The organism is Butyricicoccus faecihominis, from assembly GCF_014648015.1.
GTDB lineage: Bacteria > Bacillota > Clostridia > Oscillospirales > Butyricicoccaceae > Agathobaculum > Agathobaculum butyriciproducens.
Genome location: NZ_BMQH01000015.1, coordinates 47,977 through 51,947, shown reverse-complemented (window position 1 = coordinate 51,947; position 3,971 = coordinate 47,977). Strand labels below are relative to the sequence as shown.

Genomic DNA, 3,971 nt, shown 5'->3' with positions numbered 1-3,971 from the left:
CGGTCGGTCAGGATGTTGTATGCGATAGCCCCGGAAAGCAGCGGGTCACGCTGGAATACGGTCAGGCAGTTCCGTATGCTCTGACGGACACCGCCTTTCTCGGTAGTTTCCAGTCCCGCTTTGATTTCCTCAATGCTCTGGGGTGGCTGCATGGCGTTCATGGTGTTTTTTAATTCTTGCTGCGTCTGCGGCTGCAAGCTCTGCCATTCGCTGTTCAAGCTGTATCACATCCTTTCCGTAGTCCGCAATCAAAGCCGCTTTTTCCTCTGTCTCCCCGAACAGCAATATATCCAGCAGATATTCCACTTGGGCTTGCTTCTGTAAGGCTTCCACGAACCGGGGATGAAAGGCTTCCTCCGGGGAGTGCGGGGCGTAGTCCTTTCTCCATTCCATAAGCAAGTGAAGATAATCGGCAAGAATACGGAAGCAGCGGTTCTTTGCTTCCTGAAACTGTTCCTCCGGGGATTTCTGCCGGGGCTTGGGCTTTTTTGCCTTTCCCGGCGGTTTCCAGTCCTCATAGGAAAGCCCGAAGTCCTGTGCCAGTTGTACGGCAGCTTCTTTCTTTCCCAGCCCATACAGGGCGGCGGTAAAATCAATCACATCCCCATCCGCACCGCAGCCGAAGCAGTGGTAACGCCGATCCAGCTTCATACTTGGGGTTTTATCGTTATGGAACGGGCAGCAAGCCATCCCGTTCCGACCTACATGGATTCCATAATGCTCCGCAGCCTGTCTTGTTGTGACGGACTGCTTCACAGCTTCAAATACATTCAAATCTATCCCTCCTTGAAAATAAGAAAAGCACCTGACATTCTCTGATTGAAAATGCAAGTGCCTGTTAAAGTTCCATATCCTGTTGTCTGTGTTTCGCCTGTGCCGGGGCGGTTCTTTGAGCCTTTTTCTCGTCCGCCTTATCCTGCAAGACTTCCTTGATGGGCTGCTTCTTAGGCGGCTCTTTACTTTCCTCTGTGCCGGGTGTGGCTTTCCGTACCCAGTAGCGGATGTCCCGCAGCTTCTTCAAATCCTCCTGTACCTCGGTCAGCGGTACTTTCAGCTCTGCGATTTCGCTGAGAAGTTTTTCCTGCTCCTCTTGCAGCTCCTTTTGGGTACTGTCCTTATCGTCTGGGTGCTTGGCAAGGTAGGCAGCGGCTTTCTCATACCGGGCAACATCCGGGTGTTCCTGTTTGAATTTCTCCTTTGTTTTCTTGAAAAATATCTTCTGGTACTTCTCATAGAAAGGCTTACATTCCTTGCAGTCTGTTCGGCTGGCAAGAATCCCGTCAATCACTTTGCTGCGGACTTCCTTTGGCTTCATCTGATTGCGGTAATCTGCGGCTGATTTCCCGGAAGATTCCAGAAATGCTTCTAAGTCCTCCACAGTGGAAAGCCCCTTTTGCCGGAGATAGGACAGGGCTTCGCTGACTGCCTTTAAGTCCTGTGAAGTCCCCCGGTTCTGTCCAGCCCTTGTCCAGTCCTTCCGTTCTTCCTTTCGTATCTCCATATACTTCATCAACAGATTGGGAAGAAGTGTCGCTTCCTCCGCCGCTTTTTGTGCAAGCAGCTCTTTCCGTTTTTCTCCCAGCTCGGTAATCCAGCCTTTGAGGTTTTGGATAAGCTGCCGGATGGACTTCATCAGGCGGTTGGCGGCTCTGATTTCCCGGTTCAGGTTGCCGATGTTCGTCTGGATACCCCGCTTTTCCATCTGCCGGACAGCCGCCCCTTCATGGACAGTAGGGATAATATCAAGCCCCTGTCTGGCATAAGAACGCAAGTCCACACGCTCTGGGCGGTCATTGGCTTCCAGATAGCGGTTCTGGATGACCTCCCATTCATGCCGCCAGATTTCGCAATACTTCTGGTCGTTCCAATCCACCGTATCCTCCTTGTGGCTTTTCCATCTGCCGGACGGAAGTTTTATCCGTTCCCCGTTTTCGTCAAGGTCATAAACCTTGCGGCTCTTGGGAAGCCATTTTCCATGTTCGTCCATTGCCCTCATAGTGAGCATGACATGGGCGTGGGGATTGTGTCCCGGCGGATAAGTGTCATGGATGGCAAAGTCAACAATCATTCCTTTGGAAACAAACTGCTGCTCACAAAACTCCCGGACAAGGACAGCGTACTGGTCAGGCGGTATCTCTCTGGGAATGGTAAGCACCCACCTCCTTGCAAGCTGGGAGTTCCATTGTTTTTCCACAGCTTCGGCGGCGTTCCATAGGGTATTGCGGTCTGCATACGACCGTGGAGCATTTGCCGGGAGCAGGATTTCATTGTGGACGATACCACGCTTTTCCGGGTAGTGCTTCACTTGCTGGTCGTATTCACAGAACAGCTTTTCGCCACTCTGGTAAGCAGCGGCGGCAACCGCAGACTGCCGCTGGCTGCGCTGAACAATCGAGATTTCGTTGTGTGGACAGGGCATTTCGTGTCCCTCCTTTCGGTAATTGGTGGATGGGGTGGCGTTTTACCACCTCATTTGGGGCAGAAAAAAAGCAGGAGACCTTTTCAGATTTCCTGCTCGGTGGTGCCGCCGGTGGGCGGCTGGTATTTAATTGTAAAAGTTCGGGGCAAGTTGACCCGATGTGAAGCTGACAAACTGGAAGTTATTTTACTTGCGTTCTATAAATCCTATGATTGAAAAAATCAATCCTACAATCCCAATTCCGATAACGAGCAGCCCCATTCCTGATGAGCAAAGAGAAATTATAATGGCAAAGAGTAGTATTGCAATACCTAATCCAATTTTCTTCATTGTAAATCCTCCTTTACAAATGCCGATTTGTTGTCATCTTCATTATACTTCATTGGCTATCGAAAAGATAGCATATTTTATGAAACTTGTCGGCTGGGAACAGCTTGCAACGCAAGGTGTCCCCAGATGGCAAGTACACAAAAGGGTAGCTGGCGGCAGCCAGCGCAGGGGAAGCGTAGCGTCCCCTGTTTGATTTGAAGCAGACCATGACTGCGGAAAATCACAGCCCTCCGGCGAGGAGCCTTCGGAGAACGCAATGCACCAACCTCTGGGTGGTGTATAATTGCGCCCTTAGTAAACTAAGGGGTTTCCGGCTTCTCCCGTTCCAGCAGTTTTTTCAATAGTTCCTGCGTGTCCTGCCTGTGAAAAATGAGTTTCAACAACAGCATGACATCATCATCTGTCAGGCGTTCCGGCTCTTGCAGAAAACTTTCCAGCATACCGCCACGAGTACAGAGCCGGTGCGTCCGTTCCTTTCGGGTAAGCTGCTTTAACTGGTGCTGCAATGCCTTTTCATCATTGATGGCTTTCCGCAGTTTCTTTTCGCTTTTCTCCAACTCCCGGTTGAGCTTTTCCAGCTTTGAGGTATCAGGCAAGGGCAGCGTCCTCCTTTCCCGGTATCAGCACATAAATCCTGTTTGGTTCTCCAACGCCCTGACGCACCCGCATGATAAGTCCGGCGGTTTCCAGTTCATTCAGAGAACGCTTGACCGTCATGGGACTGCGGGACAGGACTGCGGCAATGGCTGTGACAGGGAAGCAGACAAACAGGATTCCGTTCTCGTCCTCCTGACCTTTGGAGAGCATAGCGTCCAGCATCCGGCAGTACATGACCTTTGCGGTGCTGCTGACTGGAAATCCTGTCAACGCTCTGGGAAAGGGCATACAGGGCGGCAATGGTGTGTCTATCGTCATAAATTCAAAATTCATTCGGTGTGTTCCTCCTTTTTCTTTGCTCGTTTGGATAAATAACGGGGGCAGTCAATCACAACCGCCCGGAAGCTCTGCCTGCACCCATGCTGGCATTTCCGGCATAATTCGTTGTAAGTGACACGCCCCCGGTCATTGAGGTAAAAGGAAAGCTCATGCTTCCTCTTTTTGCTCATTCTCGGCATATTGTGTTTCCTCCCGTTTTAGTGTATGGTTTCGGGGCGATTTTCGGCAAAATTACAGCCATAGAGCCGATTAAAATCTCCCGAAGTATCAGCGATAGGGTAGACTA

6 protein-coding genes and 1 pseudogene are annotated in these 3,971 nt (G+C 50.8%); all 7 read right to left on the bottom strand.

Annotated elements, in window-relative coordinates; genetic code table 11:
* Positions 1–161: pseudogene (locus IEY11_RS15280) on the bottom strand (virulence-associated E family protein); the annotation flags it as partial.
* Complete coding sequence (locus IEY11_RS13175) at positions 130–774, bottom strand: CHC2 zinc finger domain-containing protein (RefSeq protein WP_188886774.1); 645 nt, start codon at positions 772–774, stop codon at positions 130–132. The gene IEY11_RS13175 and the pseudogene IEY11_RS15280, both read right to left, overlap by 32 nt.
* Before the next feature lie 64 nt (positions 775–838).
* Positions 839–2,419, bottom strand: coding sequence for a MobQ family relaxase (gene mobQ, locus IEY11_RS13170; protein WP_188886773.1), 1,581 nt, complete (start codon positions 2,417–2,419; stop codon positions 839–841).
* A gap of 186 nt (positions 2,420–2,605) precedes the next feature.
* Positions 2,606–2,749, bottom strand: a complete 144-nt coding sequence (locus IEY11_RS14620; protein ID WP_009274458.1) for a hypothetical protein — start codon at positions 2,747–2,749, stop codon at positions 2,606–2,608.
* Positions 2,750–3,048: 299 nt separating this feature from the next.
* Positions 3,049–3,345: a DUF3847 domain-containing protein gene (locus IEY11_RS13160; RefSeq protein ID WP_002594808.1), complete on the bottom strand. Its 297-nt coding sequence runs from the start codon at positions 3,343–3,345 to the stop codon at positions 3,049–3,051.
* Positions 3,338–3,679: a DeoR family transcriptional regulator gene (locus tag IEY11_RS13155; RefSeq protein ID WP_003020305.1), complete on the bottom strand. Its 342-nt coding sequence runs from the start codon at positions 3,677–3,679 to the stop codon at positions 3,338–3,340. Before IEY11_RS13155 ends, IEY11_RS13160 begins: the two co-directional genes overlap by 8 nt.
* Positions 3,676–3,864, bottom strand: a complete 189-nt coding sequence (locus tag IEY11_RS13150) for a hypothetical protein (RefSeq protein ID WP_005930722.1) — start codon at positions 3,862–3,864, stop codon at positions 3,676–3,678. The genes IEY11_RS13155 and IEY11_RS13150 overlap by 4 nt, the downstream gene beginning before the upstream one ends.
* Positions 3,865–3,971: the final 107 nt, after the last annotated feature.

What these genes read in the sequence shown, in the direction of transcription:
- mobQ (WP_188886773.1), bottom strand. Translation starts at nt 2,419, where the DNA reads ATGCCCTGTCCACACAACGAAATCTCGATTGTTCAGCGCAGCCAGCGG.
- IEY11_RS14620 (WP_009274458.1), bottom strand. Translation starts at nt 2,749, where the DNA reads ATGAAGAAAATTGGATTAGGTATTGCAATACTACTCTTTGCCATTATA.
- IEY11_RS13155 (WP_003020305.1), bottom strand. Translation starts at nt 3,679, where the DNA reads ATGAATTTTGAATTTATGACGATAGACACACCATTGCCGCCCTGTATG.
- IEY11_RS13150 (WP_005930722.1), bottom strand. Translation starts at nt 3,864, where the DNA reads ATGCCGAGAATGAGCAAAAAGAGGAAGCATGAGCTTTCCTTTTACCTC.